General features: G+C 73.4%; 17 protein-coding genes. 9 read left to right on the forward strand and 8 right to left on the reverse strand.

All coding sequences use genetic code 11. The features are described from left to right. The first annotated feature begins 11 nt into the window (after positions 1–11). Positions 12–1343, forward strand: a complete 1332-nt coding sequence (locus SLP03_RS00925; protein WP_319458528.1) for a glycosyltransferase family 39 protein — start codon at positions 12–14, stop codon at positions 1341–1343. A gap of 165 nt (positions 1344–1508) precedes the next feature. Next, positions 1509–2234, forward strand: a complete 726-nt coding sequence (locus tag SLP03_RS00930) for a PP2C family protein-serine/threonine phosphatase (RefSeq protein ID WP_319458529.1) — start codon at positions 1509–1511, stop codon at positions 2232–2234. Between the two features lie 4 nt (positions 2235–2238). Here SLP03_RS00930 and hrpB read toward each other — a convergent pair whose 3' ends face one another. From hrpB to SLP03_RS00945, 3 genes are read right to left on the reverse strand one after another with little or no spacing between them, the layout of a single operon-like run. Next, complete coding sequence (gene hrpB / locus SLP03_RS00935; protein ID WP_319458530.1) at positions 2239–4752, reverse strand: ATP-dependent helicase HrpB; 2514 nt, start codon at positions 4750–4752, stop codon at positions 2239–2241. Between the two features lie 23 nt (positions 4753–4775). Then, positions 4776–4976 carry a DUF397 domain-containing protein gene (locus SLP03_RS00940; RefSeq protein WP_319458531.1) on the reverse strand — a complete coding sequence of 67 codons (201 nt, stop codon included), beginning with the start codon at positions 4974–4976 and terminating at the stop codon, positions 4776–4778. Between the two features lie 40 nt (positions 4977–5016). After that, positions 5017–5859, reverse strand: coding sequence for a helix-turn-helix transcriptional regulator (locus SLP03_RS00945; RefSeq protein WP_319458532.1), 843 nt, complete (start codon positions 5857–5859; stop codon positions 5017–5019). Between the two features lie 138 nt (positions 5860–5997). Here SLP03_RS00945 and SLP03_RS00950 point away from each other — a divergent pair, with 138 nt between their 5' ends. Genes SLP03_RS00950 through SLP03_RS00960 form a run of 3 tightly spaced genes read left to right on the forward strand, consistent with a single transcriptional unit; the run spans position 5998 to position 8777 of the window. Continuing rightward, positions 5998–6624, forward strand: coding sequence for a GOLPH3/VPS74 family protein (locus SLP03_RS00950; protein WP_319458533.1), 627 nt, complete (start codon positions 5998–6000; stop codon positions 6622–6624). Between the two features lie 42 nt (positions 6625–6666). Further along, complete coding sequence (locus SLP03_RS00955; protein WP_319458534.1) at positions 6667–8190, forward strand: APC family permease; 1524 nt, start codon at positions 6667–6669, stop codon at positions 8188–8190. A 5-nt stretch (positions 8191–8195) separates the two neighbouring features. Further along, positions 8196–8777, forward strand: a complete 582-nt coding sequence (locus SLP03_RS00960; protein ID WP_413644133.1) for a GNAT family N-acetyltransferase — start codon at positions 8196–8198, stop codon at positions 8775–8777. Positions 8778–8950: 173 nt separating this feature from the next. Here SLP03_RS00960 and SLP03_RS00965 read toward each other — a convergent pair whose 3' ends face one another. After that, positions 8951–9775, reverse strand: coding sequence for a SigB/SigF/SigG family RNA polymerase sigma factor (locus tag SLP03_RS00965; protein WP_319458536.1), 825 nt, complete (start codon positions 9773–9775; stop codon positions 8951–8953). Between the two features lie 373 nt (positions 9776–10148). On the opposite strand from SLP03_RS00965, the gene SLP03_RS00970 reads away from it, so the two are divergent. Next, positions 10149–10892 carry an acetoacetate decarboxylase family protein gene (locus SLP03_RS00970; RefSeq protein WP_319458537.1) on the forward strand — a complete coding sequence of 248 codons (744 nt, stop codon included), beginning with the start codon at positions 10149–10151 and terminating at the stop codon, positions 10890–10892. On the opposite strand, the gene SLP03_RS00975 is transcribed toward SLP03_RS00970, so the two are convergent. After that, complete coding sequence (locus SLP03_RS00975; RefSeq protein ID WP_319458634.1) at positions 10841–12430, reverse strand: phospholipase D family protein; 1590 nt, start codon at positions 12428–12430, stop codon at positions 10841–10843. The genes SLP03_RS00970 and SLP03_RS00975 overlap by 52 nt on opposite strands. 133 nt (positions 12431–12563) lie before the next feature. Here SLP03_RS00975 and SLP03_RS00980 point away from each other — a divergent pair, with 133 nt between their 5' ends. Beyond that, entirely contained in the window at positions 12564–12692 is a 129-nt protein-coding gene (locus SLP03_RS00980; protein ID WP_319458538.1) for a hypothetical protein, read from the forward strand. A 52-nt stretch (positions 12693–12744) separates the two neighbouring features. Here SLP03_RS00980 and SLP03_RS00985 read toward each other — a convergent pair whose 3' ends face one another. Together SLP03_RS00985 and SLP03_RS00990 are read right to left on the reverse strand one after the other, a co-directional pair. Next, positions 12745–13731: a pirin family protein gene (locus tag SLP03_RS00985; protein ID WP_319458539.1), complete on the reverse strand. Its 987-nt coding sequence runs from the start codon at positions 13729–13731 to the stop codon at positions 12745–12747. Positions 13732–13740: 9 nt separating this feature from the next. Then, on the reverse strand, positions 13741–14223 hold the full coding sequence (locus SLP03_RS00990; protein ID WP_319458540.1) for a MarR family winged helix-turn-helix transcriptional regulator: 483 nt from the start codon (positions 14221–14223) through the stop codon (positions 13741–13743). Between the two features lie 158 nt (positions 14224–14381). Here SLP03_RS00990 and SLP03_RS00995 point away from each other — a divergent pair, with 158 nt between their 5' ends. Then, on the forward strand, positions 14382–14912 hold the full coding sequence (locus SLP03_RS00995) for a GNAT family protein (RefSeq protein WP_319458541.1): 531 nt from the start codon (positions 14382–14384) through the stop codon (positions 14910–14912). Positions 14913–14937: 25 nt separating this feature from the next. Continuing rightward, positions 14938–15525, forward strand: a complete 588-nt coding sequence (locus SLP03_RS01000) for a DUF1684 domain-containing protein (protein ID WP_319458542.1) — start codon at positions 14938–14940, stop codon at positions 15523–15525. Between the two features lie 42 nt (positions 15526–15567). On the opposite strand, the gene SLP03_RS01005 is transcribed toward SLP03_RS01000, so the two are convergent. Continuing rightward, positions 15568–16155, reverse strand: coding sequence for a general stress protein (locus tag SLP03_RS01005; RefSeq protein WP_319458543.1), 588 nt, complete (start codon positions 16153–16155; stop codon positions 15568–15570). Between the last annotated feature and the right edge of the window lie 48 nt (positions 16156–16203).

The raw sequence follows: 16203 nt of genomic DNA on the forward strand, positions 1-16203 counted from the left end.
CCCTGGTTGCGATGGCAGCCACCGGAGTCGCCCTCTACGCCTTCTGGATGTGGAGCCAGACGCTCCCGCCGATCGGCTTCGGCTACTTCGCCCGTCCGCCCATCTACGGACAGCTGATCCCGATCTGGGACGGTCTAGCGCTGGCCGTGATCCCGGCCGGTGTGCTGCTGGCCGGGATCGGCTGGATCGTCACCTCCTGGCGTCGGATGCCCACCTGGCTCGCCCTGGCGCTGGTGGTGCTCGCCGGGGTGGTCACCGCCACCGCGGTCAACCTGGTCCGGGGCCAGGTGGGCGACCTCACCCGGGGCGTCTCGACCGACCCGACGTCGCCCTACTACACCTCCGACCTGCACTTCGTGTACGAGCTCGGGCCGCGCGAGTTCGTCGAGCGGCACGCCGAACTGAACGCGCGGTTCCACTCGGCCAGCACCAAGACCCACCCGGCCGGGGTGATGGTCTTCCTGTACCTGCTGTTCCGCGCCTTCGGCGCGTCGCACAGCCTCCGCATCGCCGTGACGATCGCCGTGGTCGCCTGCCTCTCGGCGGTCTCCGCCTGGCTGATCGGTCGCACCCTCGCCGGGGAGCGGGCCGGCCGGATCGCCGCCGTGCTGTTCGCGGCGGCCCCGGCGCCGCTGATGATGGCGTACAGCAATCTCGACACCGTCTTCGCCATGCCGCTGACCCTGAGCGTCGCGCTGTTCGTGCTCGCCGTCGACCGTCGGTCGTGGCGGGTGGCGGCGGCCGCGGGCGCGGTGCTGGGGCTGGCCACCCTGATGACCTTGGCCACGTCCTTCATCGTGTTCGCGGCAACGGTCGCGCTGTTGGTACAAACCGGGTGGCGGACTGCGGTGCGGTTGCTGGCCGCCGCGGCGGCGGGCGGGGCCGCGGTGCTGGCCCTGGCCTGGCTCGTCCTCGGCCTCGACATCTTCGCCTCGTACCAGCAGTCGCCGAAAATTGGCCACCCCTACCAGTGGTACTGGCTCCTGGGCAGCCCCGCGGCGTGGCTGATCTACGCCGGTCTGCCGCTGGCCGCCCTCGGGATCTACGGCCTCTTCCGCAAGATGCCGGGGGCCGGGCGGCCGGTGCTGGTGCTGGTGCTAGTCCTCTTCATGGTCGTCTGGGCCGGACTGCCGGCGCAGCTGACCAAGCTGCGGCCGGGCGAGGTCGAGCGGACGTGGATGTTCCTCTACCCGATGGTCGCCGCCACGGCCGGTGTGGTGGTGGACCGCTGGACCGCCGGGTTCGGCCGGCGCTGGCTGCGGGGCGCCGTGGTCGCCGGCCTGGTGCTGCTCTCGGTCGGTCAGGCGGTGTTCATCCAGGGCCTCTACGAGAACTTCTACTGACGCGCCGGCAGTGAGATTCGCCGGCGACGGCCGCCGTCAATCGATCCGACCCGATGACCTGATCGACGGTCGGCGATGCGACGGGCGGTGAGATTCACCGCGCCACGCGGCATCGTCCTGATCTCCTAGAGACAACTGCGCCCTTCGCCTGGCAGGCTGCCTCCCATGACCCTGAAGCTTCGTTCCGTCGGGGCGAGCGACCGTGGGCTGATCCGCAGCGGGAACCAGGACGCGCTCCACGCCGGCAGCTGGCTCGTCGCCGTCGCCGACGGCATGGGAGGTATGGCGGCCGGTGACCTGGCCAGCCGGATCGCCATCGACGCGGTCGGGCCGCTGGACGTGGAGACCCCCGAGGACGCGCTGGTCGCCGCCCTGCAGAGCGGGATCGAGCTGGCCACCGCGCGGATCCGCCAGGCGGTGGAGGAGGATCCGGAACGCCAGGGCATGGGCACCACACTGACCGCCCTGCTCTTCGCCCGGACCGGGAGTTGCCTGGCCCTGGCCCACGTCGGCGACTCCCGGGCCTACCTGTTCCGCGAAGGGGTGCTCAAGCAGGTCACCCGGGACGACACCTTCGTGCAGATGCTCGTCGACCAGGGCGTGATCACCGCCGAGCAGGCCAGCAGCCACCCGCGCCGGGCGGTGGTCACCCAGGCGTTGCAGGGCGACGAGGTCTCTCCGTCGTACGCGACGATGGTGCCCTGGGCCGGCGACCGCTGGCTGCTGTGCAGCGACGGCCTCTCCAACGTGGTCCGCCCGGACACCCTCGCCGAGGTGCTCGCCGGCCAGCCCGACCGGGAGGCGTGCGCCCGCCAGCTGATCGACCTGGCCCTGCGGGCCGGCGGCCCGGACAATGTCACCGTGCTGATCGCCGACATCGTCGACGAGTAGCGCCTCAGCGGCGCCGGGGCGCGGCGCGCCGGGTGGGCTCGGCGGTGGTCGGGTCCTCCGGCCACGGGTGCCGCGGGTAGCGCCCCCGCAGCTCCGCCCGGACCTGCGGATAGCCGGACCGCCAGAAGGACGCCAGGTCGGCGGTGACCGCGACCGGGCGGCCGGCGGGGGAGAGCAGGTGCAGCAGCACCGGCACCCGGCCGTCGGCGATCCGGGGCGCGTCCCGCCAGCCGAAGGTCTCCTGGAGCTTCACCGCGAGCACCGGCGCGGCCGGGTCGGCGTAGTCCACCCGGACCCGGGAGCCGCTCGGCACGGTCAGCCGCTCCGGGGCCAGCTCGTCCAGCCGGGCCGCCTGCCGCCAGTCGAGCAGCCGGCGCAGCGCCGACGCGACGTCGATCCGGGCGAGGTCGGCCCGGCGACGGGCCCGGGCCAGCTCCGGGCCGAGCCAGCGCGGCGCGTCGGCCAGCAGCGCCTCGTCGCTCACCTCCGGCCAGTCGCCGCCGAGCGCCTGCCGGCTGAACGCCAGCCGCTCGCGCAGCGCGGCCGCGGCCGGGGTCCAGGTCAGCAGCCCCAGCCCGCCCTGGCGCAGGCCGGTCAGCACCGCAGTGGCGACCAGCTCCGGCTCCGGCGCGGCCAGCGGCCGGTCGACCAGCTCGATTGCGCCGAGCCGGACCACTTCCCGGGCCACCATGTCCCCGCCGGACCAGCCCACCTCCCGCTCCGTGCGCAGCAGCGAGCCGCCCGCCTCCCGCGCGGTCGCCTCGTCCACCGGCGCGGCGAGCCGCACCCGGGCGGCCGGCGCGCCGGGGGAGCGGTCGGCCACGGCGACCGCGAGCCACGCCGACCCGGCCAGCCCCGACCCCGGCGTCAGCTCCGCCGCGGTGCCGCCCGCCATCAGGTACGCCGAGCCTCCGGCCCGCCGCGCCCGAGCCAGCCGTTCCGGATAGGCCAGCCCCACCAGCAGCCCGGCGGCCAGGTCGTCGGGGAGCCGGTCGCCGCCGGCGCCGCCCCGCGCGGGCAGGGCGGACCGCAGCCGGCGAACCTCGGCGCGCCAGCGGGCGGTGGCGCCCGGATCGGCGCTCCCGCGCAGCCGGCGCCAGGCGGCGGTCAGGTCGTCGCCCGGCCCCGCGACGGTCTCCTCGGCGAGCAGCGCGACCACCTCGGCCGCCCGGTCCGGCCCCACCCGGTCCGCCCCGTCGATCAGCGCCCGGGCCAGCCGGGGATGCGCCCCGGCCGACGCGATCACCCGGCCCCGGGCGGTGATCCGGCCGTCCGGGTCGACCGCGCCGAGGGCGGTGAGGGTCTCCCGGGCGACCGCCATCGCGGCCGGTGGCGGGGGATCGGGCAGGGCCAGCCCGGTGCCGTCGGGGACACCCCAGGCCGCGAGCTCCAGCGCGAAGCCGGTCAGGTCGGCGGTGGCGATCTCCGGCTCCGGCTGCGGGGCCAACCGGGCGTGCGTCGCCTCCGACCAGCACCGGTAGACCGCGCCCGGGGCCTCCCGGCCGGCCCGGCCGGCCCGCTGGGTGGCCGCCGCTCGGGACACCGGGACGGTCACCAGGGCGCCCAGCCCCCGTGCCAGGTCGGTGCGGGCCACCCGGCTCAACCCGGCGTCCACCACGACCCGCACCCCGGGCACGGTCAGGCTGCTCTCCGCCACCGCGGTGGCCAGCACCACCCGCCGCCGGCCCGCCGGGCGGAGCGCCGCGAGCTGCGCCGCCCCGGGCAGCCGGCCGTGCAGCGGCAGCAGGGCGAGCGAGTCCCGCAGGTCGGCCAGTCGGCCGGTGACCGCGGCGATCTCACCGGCGCCGGGCAGGAACACCAGGAGGTCCCCGTCCCGCTCGCGCAGCCCCCGCCGGACGGTCGCCGCCACGTGGTCCAGCAGCGCCGGGTCGACCCGGCCCGCGCCCGGTGCGGCCAGCGCCCGGGGTGGCGGCGCCCAGATCCGGGTGACCGGGTGCAGCGCGGCCTCCGCCCGGACGACCGGCGCCGGCCGCCCGGCGGTGCCGAGCAGGGCGGCGAACCGGTCCGCCTGCGGGGTGGCCGACATGGCCAGCAGCCACAGGTCGGGGCGGAGCGTGCCGCGCGCCTCCACCGCGAAGGCCAGCGCCAGGTCGGCGTCGAGCTGCCGCTCGTGACACTCGTCGAGCAGCACCGCGCCGACCCCGGGCAGCTCCGGGTCGCGCTGCAGGCGGCGGAGCAGCAGGCCGGTGGTGACCACCTCGACCCGGGTGTCCGGGCCGACCCGGCGTTCGCCCCGGACCGCGTATCCGATCCGCTCGCCCACCCGTTCGCCGAGCAGGTCGGCCATCCGGCGGGCGGCGGCCCGGGCGGCGACCCGGCGGGGCTGCGCGATCAGCACCCGGCCGGCGACCTCGTCGGCCACCGCGAGCGGGGCGAGGGTCGTCTTGCCGGTGCCGGGCGGCGCCACCAGGACCGCGTCGCCGGCCGCCCGAAGGGCCCCGACCAGCGCCGGGAGCACCGGGCGGACCGGCAGGTCGAGAGGTACGTCGGAGAGCACGGTCCCACTCTCGCACCCGGTGCTCAGGCCGGCCGCACCCCGTCCGTGCCGGCGACGAAGGCCGCCCAGGCCGCCGGCGGGAAGACCAGCGCCGGCCCGCCGCGGTCCTTGCTGTCCCGCACGGCGATCCGATCGGCCACCGCCGCGACCTCCACGCAGTTGCCGTTGCCACTGCTGCGGGTGCTGGTGCGCCAGTCCGCCCGGGACAGGTCGAGCGCGGTCATCCCCGTACCTCTCGTCTTCCGTCGGCGTGCCGCCGAGCGGTCACGCAAAGTTACGAGAAGCCTGCTCCAGGCGGGTCAACGACGCCGCCGGATCCAGTGCCATCCGGCACAGCTCCTCATGAAGCAGGCTATACCCGTGCACTTGTGCAACCTCTTCCAGAGCCAGTCCCATGGTGAGGTTTTCCAGGTAGACCACGGAGGCGTCGGCGGCGTCGGCGAAGCCGAGGATGACGTACGGGGTGCTCATCGCCGGGTGCCCGCCGGCACTGAATGGAAGTACGTGGATGGTTACGTTCGGTAGTTGAGCGAGCTTCGTCATGTGGGTGAGTTGATCGGCCATCAGGGCCGGCCCGCCGACGGCGCGCAGCAGCACCGCCTCGTTGAGCACCACGGAGAGCCGGACCGGCGACACGCGGTGCAGCACGGTCTGCCGGTGCAGGCGGGCGGCGACCTTGCGTTCGACGCCCTCCTCGCCCGCGGTGATCCGGTAGATCTCGCGGGCGTACGCCTCGGTCTGCAACAGCCCCGGCACCGACTCGGCCTCGTACGTCCGCAGGGTGGCCGCCTCGGCCTCCAGCCCGACGTAGAACTCGAACCACTCCGGCAGGACGTCGCTGTAGTTCTGCCACCAGCCGCGCTGCTGCGCGCCCCGGGCGATCTCGATCAGCGCCTCGGCGTCGGTGCCGGTCACCTGGTAGAGCGCGAGCGCGGCGCGGACGTCCCGGGGCTTGATGCCGATCTGCGCGGTTTCGATCCGGGAGAGGTTGCTCTTGGACATGTCGAGCTGGCGGGCGGCGACATCGAGGATCATCCCTGCGCGTTCGCGCAGTTGGCGGAGTTCCCGGGCGATGCGGCGGCGCCGGACGGTGGGGCTGGCGGTCACCCTCCGAGTCTGTCACGCCAAGGTCCGCAGGTCGCGTCCGTACGGAGTGCAACCTTCGAATTCGGGAGTTGCATTGCATGGGTGCACGGTGCATCCTCTCTTCGGTGTCGATCGTTTGTGGACAGGCCGGAGGCTCGTTTGCTCATCGCTGACGAGTTCTTTCTGATTGCCCACAACGACAGTCGGGGCAAGGCCAAGCTCCACCCGGCGGCGACCGGACTGGGGCTGGCCGCCGGTCTGCTCGGCGAATTGATCCTCTTTGGACGGATCACCGTCTCCACCGGACTGGTCACCGTGCTGGACCGCCGGCCGCCGGGCGACGCGCTCGCGCACACCGTGCTCGACCAGCTCATCGGGGAGCCCCAGCACCAGGCGGTCCGCACCTGGCTCAGCTATCTGGCGCAGACCGCCGTGACCTCGGTCGGGGAACGACTGGCCCGGGCCGGGGTGCTCCGCCGGCAGGAGAGCCGTCGGCTGCTGCGCACCAGCCTCAGCTACCTGCCGGTCGACCTCAACGCGGCAGCCTGGCCGGCCACTCGGCTGCGGACCCTGCTGGAGCGCCCGGACCCCCCCTCCGTGCCGGACGCCCTGCTGCTCGGTCTGGTCGCCGCCACCGGGCTGACCGGCGAGGTGCTCTGGAGCGCCGGGCCGCTGGCCCACCATCGGCTGAGCGTGCTCGTCCCGGCGCTGCCGGCTCCGCTGAAGGAACTTGTCGGGCACACCGAGGCCGCCGTCGGGGCCACGGTGCTGCGCGGCCTCCCCTGATCCACCAACCCTCATCCCTCCCCTCGAACCGGAGCGGCCCCCATGCCCCCTACAGTCACCGTCGACCGTCCGAGCAACGTCTCCGAAGCCCTGGCCCGGGGCCGGCTCGGCGTACCGGCGGTCATCTTCTTCGTCCTCTCCGCCGCCGCCCCGCTGACCGTGGTGGCCGGCGTGGTCACCACCGGCTACGCGGTCACCGGTGTCACCGGCATTCCGCTGGCGTTCCTGGTGGTCGCGGTGGTGCTCGCGCTCTTCTCGGTCGGCTACGTGGCGATGGCCCGCCGGCTGACCAACGCCGGTGCGTTCTACGCGTACGTCGCCCGTGGACTCGGCCGGCCGGCCGGGGTGGGCGCGGCCTGGGTCGCGCTGATCGCGTACAACGCGCTCCAGATCGGGCTCTACGGCGCGATCGGCGCCGCCGCGGAGCCGGTGCTGCAGCAGCTCTTCGGCGGCTCGCCCGCCTGGTGGGTGGTGGCCCTGGTCGCCTGGGCGCTGGTCGCCGTGCTGGGTCTGCTCCGGGTGGACGTGAACGGCCTGGTGCTGGCCGTGCTGCTGGTCGCCGAGATCCTGGTGATCCTGGTCTTCGACCTGGCGCAGGTCACCCACCCGGCCGGCGGCTCGGTCAGCTTCGCCACCCTGTCGCCGGACAACCTGCTGGTGCCGGGCGTCGGTGCGATCCTGGTGCTGGCCACCACCGGCTTCACCGGGTTCGAGTCCGCGGTGGTGTTCAGCGAGGAGAGCAAGGACCCGAAGCGGACCGTCCCGATGGCCACGTACCTGTCGGTGGCCATCATCGCCGCGCTCTACGCCTTCTCGGCCTGGTCGATGACCGTCGCCACCGGGCCGGACCGGATCGTCGACGCGTCCCGCGAGCAGAGCACTGCGCTCATCTTCAACCTCGCCGGCGCGCACCTGGGCGACAACGCGGTGACGATCGGCCAGGTGCTCTTCCTCACCTCGCTGCTGGCGGCGATGATCTCGTTCCACAACACCACCGCCCGGTACGCCTTCGCGCTCGGCCGGGAGCGGGTGCTGCCGGCGCTGTTCGGGCAGACCTCGCCGCGCACCGGCGCGCCGCGGGCCGCCTCGCTGGCGCAGAGCTTGTTGGGACTGGTCGTGATCGTGCTCTACGCGGTCGCCGGCTGGGACCCGCTGGTGCAGTTGTTCTTCTGGGGCGGCACCGGCGGCGGGTTCGGCGTGCTGCTGCTGATCGCCATCACCTCGGTCGCGGTGATCGCGTTCTTCGCCCGGACGCAGACGGCGGAGACGTTGTGGCGCCGGGTGATCGCCCCCGGTCTCGCCGCGATCGCCCTCACCGCCATCATCGTGGTCGCGGTGGACAACTTCGCCATCCTGCTCGGTGTCGCCCCGGACTCGCCGGTGCGCTGGGTGATCCCGGCGGTCTACCCGGTCGCGGCGCTACTCGGGCTGCTCTGGGGACTGATGCTGCGCGGCAGCCGGCCGGACGTGTACGCCCGGATCGGGCTCGGTGCGGAGAGCGCCACCGCCAGCGTGCCGCGGGCGTCCGACGAGCCGGCGCCGGCGGGCGCGGAGGTGCTGCGGTGACGGAGATGCCCATCGATCGGCTGGGCCCGGCGGAGACCCGGGCGGTCGCCGAGCGGATCGCCGAGGCGTTCCGGCTCCTCGACGTCACCCGCTGGCTGGTGCCGGATGAGGCGAAGCGGGAGGCGGTGCTCGCCGAGAACTTCGAGATCCTGGTCGACCACGCGATGCGGCACGGGCTCGTGCACGGCACCGCGGACCGGGCGGCGGTCGCGGTCTGGTTCCCGCAGGCCGGCGAGCCGGCCCCGCCGCCGGCCGACTACGACGGCCGGCTGGCCGCCGCCTGCGGCGAGTGGACGCCCCGGTTCCAGCACCTGGACGAGCTGTTCGAGGCGAACCACCCGCACGCCGACCACCATCACCTGGTGTTCCTGGCGGTCGCGCCGCAACGGCAGGGGCGGGGGCTGGGCGGCGCGCTGCTGCGGCACCACCACGCCGTGCTCGACGCGGAGGGGGTGCCCGGGTACCTGGAGGCGAGCAGCGAGCGCAGCCGGGACCTGTACGCCCGGCACGGCTACCGGGCCGCCGAGCCGTTCCGGCTGCCCGACGGCACGGCCTTCCATCCGATGTGGCGCGACCCGCGCGGCTGACCTGTCTGTCTTGTCATGTTGACCGGCGGACGCGGGACGCGCCCGTGGTCGACACGATGGACCTGTTGGTGCTGCGCTGAGGACGGCGAAAGGCCCGGTCGGCGAACCGTCGACCGGGCCTTTCGGACGCGACGCCGGCCGGGTCCGCCGACCCGGCCGCACGTCTCCACCCCTTAGTACGTTCCGTCGAGCTGCCCGCGCAGCTTCGTCAGCGCCCGGGCCAGCAGCCGGGACACGTGCATCTGCGAGACGCCGATCTGCTCGGCGATCTGCGACTGGGTCAGGTTGCCGTAGAAGCGCAGCGTTAGGATCTTCTGCTCGCGCTCGTCCAGCGTGGCCAGCGCGGGGCCCAGGGCGACCCGCAGCTCGGCCAGTTCGAACTCGTTGTCCTCGCCGCCGAGCATGTCGCCGAGCTCGGTGGCCCGGTCGCCGTCACCGGTCGGGGTGGACAGCGACACCGCGTTGTAGGCGCGGGCGCCTTCCAGGCCCTCCAGGACCTCTTCCTCGGTCAGCTTGAGGTGGGCGGCGATGTCGGCGACCGTCGGCGAGCGGCCGAGGCTCTGCAGCAGGGTGCTGTTGGCGTCGGAGATGGCCAGTCGCAGCTCCTGGAGGCGACGCGGCACCCGGATGTCCCAGGTGCGGTCGCGGAAGTGCCGCTTGAGCTCGCCGATGATGGTCGGGATGGCGTAACCGGCGAAGTCGACGCCGCGGGAGGGGTCGAACTTGTCGATCGCCTTGATGAGGCCGACGGCGGCGGTCTGCGCCAGGTCGTCGGTGGGCTCGCCGCGACCGCTGTAGCGGTGGGCGAGGTGGTTGGCGAGCGGCAGCCAGGCCTCGATCGCCTTGTCGCGCATCGCGGCGCGCGACGGGTGGTTGGCGGGCAGCGCGGCCATCGCGTTGAGCAGATCCGCGGCGCTGTTGGTGAGCGCGCGCGGGTCGAGCTTCTCGGTGGTGGACGGCGGTGTGGTCGCCTGCTCGCTGATCGTTGGCGCGGTCATGGGTGGTCCTCCCTGCACCTCGTCCGCGGATAAAAGACGTGACGCTTAGGTTTAGCTTCAACTGGTCCGTTCGGGACTCACCTTAACCTGATCGGCTCTGGGATATCTAGCCGAAAGTACGATGTACTTAAGTAATTTTGCGGCACGAACGCCTAGTAACGGACATAACTCTTCGGGTTTGTGATCACGATTACCGGTCCGGCCGCCCGACCCGTCGTCGCCGGACGCCCCAGGCGTGGTGACCACTCGGCCCGCCGCACTCACCGACCGTCAACGAAGAACCCGACAAACGGCGCGCAGTGTCGGCTATCCGTCGTTGTCCCGTCGGCGAGACCGCCCGTAGCGTCGCTGGGTACACGTCTACGGAGGCAACGTGCTGGATCCCGCCGCTCCGCAACTCGTCGTCAACGCCCGGGTGCTGCAGTTCAGCTGGCTGCCGGCGGACCCCGACGCGGTTGCGGCGCTGCTGCCGACCGGGCTGCGGGCCCGCCCGGACCGGCAGGTCTTCCTCTGCCAGTACGTGGTGGACGACGAGAGCCAAACCACCGGCTTCGGGGCGTACTCGCTCACCTACCTGGGGATCTCGCTGGACGACGTGGACCCGGCCGACGGCGACGGCCCCGGCGGATGGTGGAGCCACTACCTCGCCTCCAGCCCCCGGGTCCGCGAGTACGCCGCCGGCCGGGGCGTCCCGGCGGTGGCCGGGGAGACCACCGTCGACGTGCGGGGCGAGCAGCTCACGGCGGAGACCCACGCCGACGGTCGGCCGATCATCCGGACCGTGGCTCGGGTCGGCCACACCAGCCACGTCGTGCACGGCGGCCACCACCGCTATCTGACCGGGCGGGACGGGGAGCTGACCAGCGCCGACTACCCGTACGTGGCCGAGCCGGTGACGCCCTTCGAGGTCGAGTCGGTGGAGTTCCTCGCACCCGAGCACCCGGTTTATCCGCTACGCCCGGCGAACCCGCTCATCATCTGCTCGGGCTTCTACTCCCCACGGGTGTCGTTCGCGTACCCGGCCGGGCCCCACGCGCTCGACGAGCCGCCCGCCGCCGAACCGGCTCACCAGGTGCCGGCCCGCCGGGCCCGCAGCGGCCTGCCGTCCGGGTCGTAGACCAGCCGGTACGCGGGCAGCGCCCAGATGCGGGTGTACCAGGGCAGCCGCTCCGGCCGGTGCGGGCGCAGCCGGCCGGGCGGGCGCGGACCGATCCGCCCCGAGTCGTGCCAGCGCTGCAACTCGTCGGCCGCCGAGGTGATCGCCGCGACGGCGGCGGCCGGGTCGAGCAGGTCGCGATCCTCCCCGCCGTCCGGGTCGCGGTCCAGGTGCTCCCGCCACAGCCGCAGCCGCAGGTCCCGGGCGAATACCCGGGCGCCGTCGCCGAGCTCGGCCGGATCGACGGGCGCCCGCTCGTCCCGGGTGTCGTCCAGCACCGCGCAGGACAGCTCGCTGTCGTGCGTCCAGGAGCGGCGGTTGAAGTTGTCGCTGCCGACGCTGGCCCAGACGTCGTCGACCACGCAGACCTTGGCGTGCACGTAGACCGGGGTGCCCTCGTGGTTCTCCACGTCGAAGACGTGCACCCGGTCCGGGGCGGCCCGCTCGCAGAGGGACAGCGCCTGTTCCCGGCCCACCATGTTCGGCGGCAGCGCGAGCCGGCCGTCCACGTCCGGGTGGCGCGGAACGACGGCGACCAGGTGCAGGTCGGGCTGCTCCCGCAGCGACGCCGCGAAGAGCTCCGCCACCTCGGTCGACCAGAGGTACTGGTCCTCCAGGTAGATGAGCCGGCGGGCCCGGCGGACGGCCTTGGTGTAGCCGCGGGCCACCGTCCGCTCGCCGTCCGGGGCGAACGAGTACCGGGGGCGTACCGCCGGGTAGGTGCGCAGCACCTGGATCTGGTGCGGGCCGCACGGCGGGGGATCGGCGGGCTGGTCGGGCAGCGGGGCGGGGCTCAGGTCCGAGCCGCGGAGCCGGTCCCGCAGGTAGGCCAGCGGGTTCTCCGAGTCCAGCGGCATCGGATCGGTCCACCGCTCGCGGAACGTTGTGTCGAGCGCGCCGACCACCGGGCCGCGGATCGCGAGCTGGACGTCGTGCCAGGGCGGGTGGTCGCCGTACTTCGGGGACATCCCGACCGCCTGCGGGTCGCCCCGGTGCTCGGCGTCGTCCCGCCGACTGTGGCACAGGTCGATCCCGCCGGCGAAGGCGACGTCCCGCTCCGGGTCGTCCGGGTGGCGCAGCACCACGAGCTTCTGGTGGTGCGAGCCGCCGCGCCGGACCCGCTGGTCCAGCAGCACCTCGCCGCCGGCCGCGCAGACGGCCTCGCTGAGGTCGCGGTTCTCCGCCTCGCTGAAGGAGAGCGCGTCGAGGTGGGACCGCCAGATCAGGCCCTTGACCACCACGCCGCGCTGCGCGGCCTGCGCGAACAGCTGCACCACGGTCGGGCCGTCCGGGCGCATCCGCTGATCCGGGTCGCCCCGCCAGTCGGTGAAGAAGAGATGGTCGCCGGCCTTCAGCGCCTCCACCTCGCTGACCAGCCGGTCGAAGTACGCCGCGCCATGAATCAACGGCTCGGCGAGGTTACCCGTCGTCCAGACGGGTAATTCAGACGTCGGGTTGGCACGTTCCTGCGCGCTGAGGAACCAGTCCTGCATCGCCACGTTCCAGCCTCCCGAGGTCGACAACCGTCCTCACGGTAGGACCCCCACGACGGGTGCGCACGCCGACGACACAGGTCGGAGCCCTCGTGGTGGCCGCCGGAACCCGACACGCGACAATCCAGGAGGCCACAGCATGCCCGCCGAGACGACGAACGCCGTGACCGAGTACCGCGAGCCGGCGGTCGAGAGCGAACGGGGCGCTGTGTTGGCGGTCTTGCTGATGGTGATCCTCGGGGTGGCCGGCATCTTCGCCGTGTCCTGACCGCCGGATGGGCGCCCCGGACGAACCGGGACGCCCACCTCGTGCGGGTCGATCAGGGACGCGAGCCCTGGCCGCCGGTGTGCGGCAGGCGCTCGGCGGGAATCACGCCGAGCTTGCCGGCCTGGAAGTCGTCGAACGCCTGGATCAGCTCGTCCCGGGTGTTCATCACGAACGGCCCGTAGTGCGCCACCGGCTCCCGGATCGGCTGGCCGCCCATGATGTAGAGCTCCAGGGTCGGCGTGTTGCCGTCCTGCTTCGCGTCCGCGGTCACCCGCAGCGCATCGCCCGGGCCGTGCACCGCGAGCTGCCCGGTGTGGATTGGTCGCCGGTCGGTGCCCACGGTGCCGCGGCCGGCCAGCACGTAGACCAGGGCGTTGAAGTCGGGCCGCCAGGGCAGTTCAAGCTCCGCCCCCGGCTGCACCGTCACGTGGGTGATGGTGATCGGGGTGTGGGTGGAGCCCGGCCCGCGGTGCCCGGCGACCTCGCCGGCGATCACCCGGATCAGCGCGCCGCCGTCCGGGGTGGTGAGCAGCGCCGACTCCCTGCCACGGATGTCCTGGTAGCGCGGCGGGTTCATCTTCGCCACCTTCGGCAGGTTGACCCAGAGCTGGAGGCCGTGGAAGAGGCCGCCGCTGGTCACCAGGTGCTCCGGCGGCGCCTCAATGTGCAGCAGGCCGCTGCCGGCCGTCATCCACTGCGTGTCGCCGTCGGTGATGGTGCCGCCACCGCCCTGCGAGTCCTGGTGGTCCATGATCCCGTCGATCATGTAGGTCACCGTCTCGAAGCCGCGGTGCGGGTGCCACGGGGTGCCCTTCGGCTCGCCCGGCGCGTAGTCCACCTCGCCCATCTGGTCGAGGTGGATGAACGGGTCCAGCTCGGTCAGCGGCACCCCGGCGAAGGCCCGGCGGACCGGGAAGCCCTCGCCCTCGAAGCCGCTCGGCGCGGTGGTGAGCCGGCGGACCGGCCGGAAGCTGGTGGACTCGTCGAGCCGCGGCAGGCGGGGCAGGACGAGGACGTCGTCGACGGTGATCGCGGGCATCGTGGCTCCTTAGTTGTCGGCCGGGGTGGACGACGCGTCGCGGGCGGCGGGCAGACGCCGACCGAGCCGCTCGAAGACCCGGGTGAGGCAGGCGACCTCGGCGTCGTCGAGGTCGTCCATCAGGTGGGTGCGCACCGACGCCAGGTGGTGCGGCGCGGCGTCGCGGAGGGCGAGCAGGCCGGCGGCGGTGAGCACCGCCTCGCTGCCCCGACGGTCCTCCGGGCAGGACTCCCTGGAGACCAGCCCGCGCTTACCCATGGACGAGATCTGGTACGTCAGCCGGCTCGGCGAGAAGACCAGCCGGCCGGCCAGCTCGCCCATCCGCAGCCGCTGCCCCGGCGCCTCGGAGAGCAGGACCAGCACGTGGTAGTCGGCGAAGCTCAGCTCGCTGTCCGCGCGAAGGTCCTCCTCGAGCTGGGTGAACAACCGTTGGCTCGACTCGATGTACGCGCGCCAGCAGGCCATCCGCTCGGGGCTCAGGCTGTCGGTCACGGGTATGAGAGTAGCACTATTTCAAATTTCAACAAGCCCTCTTCGGCCGCCAGAGCTGCCCCGAAGGGCGAACCCGGGGGGCAGCCTTTGCAATTTGAACGAAACCGCTGACGGGAGATGGATGGCACCCGGCCGGCGCGGCCTGCCACACTGCGGCCGTGGACCACCTCGAGCTGACCGCCCCCGGGCTGCTGCTGCGACGATGGCGGGAGGAGGACGCCCCGGCCGTCCTCGCCGCGCTGCGGGAGCCGGCCATCACTCAGTGGAACCCGTCGCACAGCGGCATCGACCTGCCCGGGGCCCGCGACTGGATCCGCCGACGCGCCGACTGGTCCGCCGGCGACCACGTCTCCCTGGCGGTGACCGGACCGGACGGCGGAGCCCCGCTCGGCTCGGTGTCGTTGCACCGGATCGACGCTGGCGACGCCTCGATCGGGTACTGGACCGTCGCCGAGGCCCGCGGCCGGGGCGTCGCCTCCGCAGCCGTCACCGTCCTCACCACCTGGGCGTTCGCCCAGCTTCGGCTGCACCGGATCGAGCTGTGCCACGCGGTCGCCAACCCGGCCTCCTGCCGCGTCGCCGAGCGGGCCGGCTACCGGGCCGAAGGCACCCTGCGGGAGTCCTACCGGTACGGCGACGGCCGGCGGTACGACGAGCACCTGCACGCCCGGCTGGCCACCGACGCCTGACCGCGACGCTGGCTAAGCTCGGGTCATGAACGATCTCGAACTGCTCGACTGGCGCGAACAGGTGGCTCGGCTGTACCTCTCCGACCTCGACCTGGACGGGTTCCGGGCGGACCGGGACGAGCTGTTCCGCCGGCACCCGCAGAGCCCGCTGCCGGCCGAGGACCGACCCGGCTTCACCGGGCTGCGCTACCACCCGGCGAACCCGGACGCGGTGGTGGAGGCGCCCCTGCGCCCCGCCTCGGGAACCGAGAGCATCGACACCGGCGGGCCGGACGGGGTGGTGCGCTACCGGCGGGTCGCGATCGCGGAGACTCCGTGGGGGCCGCTGACCCTCTGGTGGATCGAGGCGTACGGCGGCGGGCTGTTCGTGCCGCTGCGCGACGGGACCTGCGGCACCGAGGCCTACGGTGGTGGCCGGTACCTGACCGACACGGTCAAGGGCACCTTCGGCCGGGGACTGACCGTGCTGCCGGGCGGGCGGGTCCGGCTCGACGCCAACTACCTCTACAACCCCAGCTGCGCGTACGACGACCGGTGGGCCTGCCCGCTCGCCCCGCCGGAGAACCGGGTGGACGTGCCGATCCGGGCCGGGGAACTGGCGTACCACGACTGACGCCCCGGCGCGGGCTGGGCGCCGGGGCGTCAGTCGGTGCGGTCAACGGGTGGTCGCGCCCGTCGGGGTCAGGTGCATCCGACCGAGCAACTGCCGTGCCTGATCGGCCACGTCGGCGTCCACGGTCACCGCGTACTGGCTGGCGCGCAACGAACTGGCCGAGGTGAAGTCGCGCTGGCCCCCGGTCATGGCGTGCGCCACCGCGCCGAAGACCGCGCCCCAGATCGCACCGATCACCAGCCCGACCAGGATCACCGCCACCCAGTTGCCGGCGGTGAAGATGCCGAAGAGCAACCCGATGAAGAGTCCGAACCAGGCGCCGGTGCCCGCGCCCACCAGGGCGGCGCGGCCCGTGGTCATTCGGCCCATCACCGTCTCCACGAGGGTCAGGTTGGTGCCGACGATCGCACTGCGTTCCACCGGGAACCGGTTGTCCGCCAGGTAGTCCACCACGCGCTGCGCGGACGGATAGTCCGGGTACGAGCCGATCGTCACGGTCGGCGCACCCGCCTCTGGTCCGTGTCCGTCCCCGCTGGGCGCCGCCGGCCGGCCGGCCGGACCGGACGGGAGGTTGTCGCCGCCCGGCATCCCGGGTCGCCAGGCCGCGGTCGGAGTTGAGGGTCTGGTCATGAGCATCCTCCTTCGTCAACCGCCCGGGTTCCCGCCGCCGTCGAGCGG

This window comes from Micromonospora sp. RTP1Z1 (genome assembly GCF_033804685.1).
In the GTDB taxonomy this organism is placed as follows: domain Bacteria; phylum Actinomycetota; class Actinomycetes; order Mycobacteriales; family Micromonosporaceae; genus Micromonospora.